The 3,518-nt window shown below is 73.1% G+C and carries 5 protein-coding genes; 2 read left to right on the top strand and 3 right to left on the bottom strand.

The genetic code is table 11. The features are described 5' to 3' along the window. Both ACFFNX_RS43615 and ACFFNX_RS43620 read right to left on the bottom strand, forming a co-directional pair. Window positions 1–1,023: PH domain-containing protein (locus ACFFNX_RS43615; protein ID WP_378212129.1), on the bottom strand; the 1,023-nt coding region annotated here is incomplete at its 3' end. Then, the gene (locus tag ACFFNX_RS43620) at window positions 1,020–1,517 is read right to left on the bottom strand and encodes a PH domain-containing protein (protein ID WP_378212130.1); all 498 of its coding nucleotides are present in this window, start codon (window positions 1,515–1,517) and stop codon (window positions 1,020–1,022) included. The genes ACFFNX_RS43620 and ACFFNX_RS43615, both read right to left, overlap by 4 nt. A gap of 240 nt (window positions 1,518–1,757) precedes the next feature. Between ACFFNX_RS43620 and ACFFNX_RS43625 the strand changes: the two genes are divergently transcribed. Then, on the top strand, window positions 1,758–2,228 hold the full coding sequence (locus ACFFNX_RS43625; RefSeq protein ID WP_378212131.1) for a MarR family winged helix-turn-helix transcriptional regulator: 471 nt from the start codon (window positions 1,758–1,760) through the stop codon (window positions 2,226–2,228). Between the two features lie 10 nt (window positions 2,229–2,238). On the opposite strand, the gene ACFFNX_RS43630 is transcribed toward ACFFNX_RS43625, so the two are convergent. Next, entirely contained in the window at window positions 2,239–2,778 is a 540-nt protein-coding gene (locus tag ACFFNX_RS43630) for a helix-turn-helix domain-containing protein (RefSeq protein ID WP_378212132.1), read from the bottom strand. Between the two features lie 61 nt (window positions 2,779–2,839). Between ACFFNX_RS43630 and ACFFNX_RS43635 the strand changes: the two genes are divergently transcribed. Next, window positions 2,840–3,518, top strand: a 679-nt coding sequence (locus ACFFNX_RS43635) for an aminotransferase class I/II-fold pyridoxal phosphate-dependent enzyme (protein WP_378212133.1), incomplete at its 3' end; no start/stop codon positions are given.

Consider the following 3,518-nt stretch of genomic DNA (forward strand, 5'->3'; position numbering starts at 1 on the left):
GCGACGGCCGAGGACGAGCGTCCCGACCCGTTCCGCCTCGGCGCGCGGCGCCGGAGGCAGCAGGAGCGACCCGCCCCGCTCGGCTCCACGGCCGACGCGCAGGCCGGTGGTGATGGCCAGGCAGCGGGCGCCGCGTACGGCGCGGAGCAGCAGTGGCTCGCTGATCTCGACGCCGTGCAGCCGCCGCTCCTCGATCGTGGTCGAGCGGGTGGTGATGAGCCCACGGGTGACGTGGAGCGTGCCCAGGGCGTTCCGCGTGAGCCGGAACCCGTAGAACGCCAGGACGTAGCCGAGCGTGGAGGCGATCGCGACGGCGACGGCCAGCACGGCGACCAGCACCGCGATCTCGACCGGCACCGCGGCGTGCTCCCACCGGTCCAGCAGCGTGCTGACCGGCCCCAGCCGCCCGGGGTCGATATGCGCCTCGTTCACGGCCCGCCCGAAGACACCGGCGATCACCCCGACGGTGACCAGGCCGGTCAGCGTGAACGGGCCGTACCGCACCCACGCCGCGGGCACCGCCGCCAGCAGCGTCTCGCGCGGAGCCGCCGTCTCCTGCGGCGCCGTCTCGCGCCGCGCCGGTGCGCGGTGGAGGAGCTCGGCCCGCAGACGTGTGGCCTCGGCGACGTGCAGCGCGTCGAGCTTGACCGCCTCGTCCTTGCGGTCGGTACGGCCCGTGCCGACCTCGATCTTGGCCAGCCCGAGCGAGCGGTGCAGGAGGTTGGCCGTGACGTCGACCGTACGGATCCGGTCGCGGGGAACGGTCAGGAGCTGCCGCCGGAGCAGGCCCCGGCGCACCTGGACCTGCTCGGCCGAGACGCGATAGGTCGTGGTGAACCAGCGCATCATGCCCGCCACGACCACGATGATCGCGCCGCCCAGGCTCCACCACGAGCCCTGGCCGCCCGCGGTACCGGCGAAGACCAGGCCGATCAGCACCGGCCAGGCGCGCAGCAGCTCCTGGATCGGGTGGATCACCAGCATCCGCCCCGACAGCCGCCGCCACCCGTCCGTCTCGCTCATGTCGCGTCGCTCCGCTCGGCGCTGGTGCCCTCGGTGAGCTCGTCGACGAGCCGCTGCGCGGTGTCGCGGTCAAGGCCGTGGATCTTCAGCGGGCCGGCCGCCGACGCCGTTGTCACCGTGACGTTGGCCAGCTTGAAGAGCTGCTCCAGCGGCCCGCGCTCGCTGTCGACGGTCTGGATGCGCGAGACGGGCGCGATACGCCGTTCCTGGTTGAACCAGCCGGACTGGGTGTAGACCGCCTCGGGCGTCGACTCCCACCGGTGCACCCGGTAACGCCACTGCGGCATGACGGTCACGTGCGCCGCGGCCACGACCACCGTCAGGACGAGCCCGGCGACGTGCGCGCCGAGACGCGTCGTGTCCGCGACCAGCCAGATGACCTCGGCGGCGACCGGCACCAGCCAGCCGGCCGTGGCGCGGACCGCCCAGTAGACACGGGCCCGGGGGCTGACGCGGTGCCGTGGTGGCCGGAGGCTCACCTCCGATGACTCCATGACGTCGATCCTGACAGAGCATGCCGTCTCATTGAACAGCGGCACGTCCCTGATTAGACCGTTACAAATGTCATGAGTCGCCGTCGAACGCGCCGAGGATCGCGGCACGCTTCTCTCCCGGGGACGAGACGTGCATGATGGCGATCACCTGCGGAGACATCACCGCGGCGGGCCAGGCCCTGGATGACCCGGAACAGGATGGACAGCCCTGTGCCGGGCGCGAGCCCGCGGGAGTGAACGATGCGTGACGGGTTGGATGCCAGGCACACGCTGGGGCGCCGGCTCAACCTCGCGGCCAAGGCCGTGCGCGGCCATCTCGAACACCGGCTGGCCGCCGCCGGGTCGAGCTTCGCCGTGTGGAGGGCGCTGTTCGCGCTGAAGGCCGAGGGCCCGCTGATCCAGCGGGAGCTGGCCGCGATGCTGAACGTCGAGGGTCCCACCCTGACCCGCCACCTCGCCCGGATGGAGGCCGACGGGCTGGTAGAGCGGCGACGTACGAGCGCGGACCGCCGCGCGGCCGTCGTGCACCTGACCGAGTCCGGGGAGGCGATGTACTCCCGGCTGTCGGGCATCGTGAGCACGGGCCGTGACGTCGTGTTCGAGGGCTTCTCCCCGCGGGAGATCGAGGAGTTCGTGGGCTACCTCGACCGCCTGATCGAGAACGTCGAGTCGGCGAGCCCGTCGCGCCGCCACGCGCCCGCCCGCGGGTGAGCGGCACGTGTCAGGCCTCGGGGTGCAGCATGAGCAGCACGGCGCGGTTGTCGCGGTCGTGACCCCGGTAGACGTGGGGACACGCGGCGTCGAACCGGATCGAGTCGCCCTCGCCGAGCTCGACCGGCGCGCCGGCGGGTCCGGTCGTGACGCGGCCCCGGGTGAGCACGATGCACTCCTCCACGCCGGGCAGATGCGCCTCGGAGTGCTGCTCGGCCGCCGCGACGTCGATGGCGTACACCTCGACCGTGCCGCGCAGCCGGACGCGGTGGAGCAGCCGGGAGCCGACGGCGTCACCCCGCGCCTCCGGCCGCTCGTCGGCGGCGCGTACGACCTCCACCGGCGCCGACGGCGGGTCCAGCAGCTCGCCGAGCGGCACCGTCAGCGCCGCCGCCAGCGCCCAGAGCGTGCTCAGCGTCGGGTTGCCCTGCCCCTGCTCGATGCCGTGCAGCGTGGTCTTGGAGACCCCGCAGGTCGCCGCCAGGTCGGCGAGTGAGATCCCGGCCGCCGCGCGAAGCCGCCGTACGTTGCCGCCCACTACTTGCGCCATGTCCACGCGTAACAGCATAGTGGTACGCACGTACCGGCAAAGCGAACCCTCGGGAGCGAGCATGACGGTGAGCAGGTTGCGGGACATCCCCGGCATCGGCGTCGACGTGGTCGGCGACGCGGCCGACGCGCTGAACGACCCGGAGATCCTCCGCCTGGAGAACCTCGACACCGACGTCCGACCGCCCGAGATCGCCCTGGCGACGACACGCGCCGCGATCGACGACGACTCCGCCAACAGCTATCTGCCCTTCCAAGGTCGCGCGTCGCTGCGCCGTGCCGCCGCCGCGCACGTCGGCCGCCTCGCCGGCCGCACGTACGACCCCGACACCGAGTGCGTCAGCGTCGCGGGCGGCCTGAACGGCGTCCTCAACACGTTGCTCGCGACGGTCGAGCCCGGCCAGGAGGTCGTCCTCACCGACCCGACCTACGCGGGCCTGGTCAACCGGGTGCTGCTGGCGGGCGGCGTCCCGCGCTTCGTCACCGCCCACGCCGGTCCCGCCGGATGGTCCGTGGACGCCGGCGAGCTCGCGGCCGCGGTCGGCCCGAACACCGCGGCGGTCCTGGTGATGGGCCCGGCGATGCCGACCGGCCTGGTGCTCGGCGACGCCCACTGGGCGGCGCTGGCCGAGGCCTGCGAGCGTCACGACGCGTGGCTCGTCTACGACGCCGCCATGGAACGCATCCGCTTCGACGGACGGCCGGTGAGTCATCCGGCGGCGCACGAAGCCCTGACCGCAC

Origin of the sequence: Actinoallomurus acaciae (assembly GCF_042429965.1) — a bacterium.
In the GTDB taxonomy this organism is placed as follows: Bacteria; Actinomycetota; Actinomycetes; order Streptosporangiales; family Streptosporangiaceae; genus Actinoallomurus; species Actinoallomurus acaciae.

What these genes read in the sequence shown, in the direction of transcription:
- ACFFNX_RS43620 (WP_378212130.1), bottom strand. Translation starts at nt 1,517, where the DNA reads ATGGAGTCATCGGAGGTGAGCCTCCGGCCACCACGGCACCGCGTCAGC.
- ACFFNX_RS43625 (WP_378212131.1), top strand. Translation starts at nt 1,758, where the DNA reads ATGCGTGACGGGTTGGATGCCAGGCACACGCTGGGGCGCCGGCTCAAC.
- ACFFNX_RS43630 (WP_378212132.1), bottom strand. Translation starts at nt 2,778, where the DNA reads ATGGCGCAAGTAGTGGGCGGCAACGTACGGCGGCTTCGCGCGGCGGCC.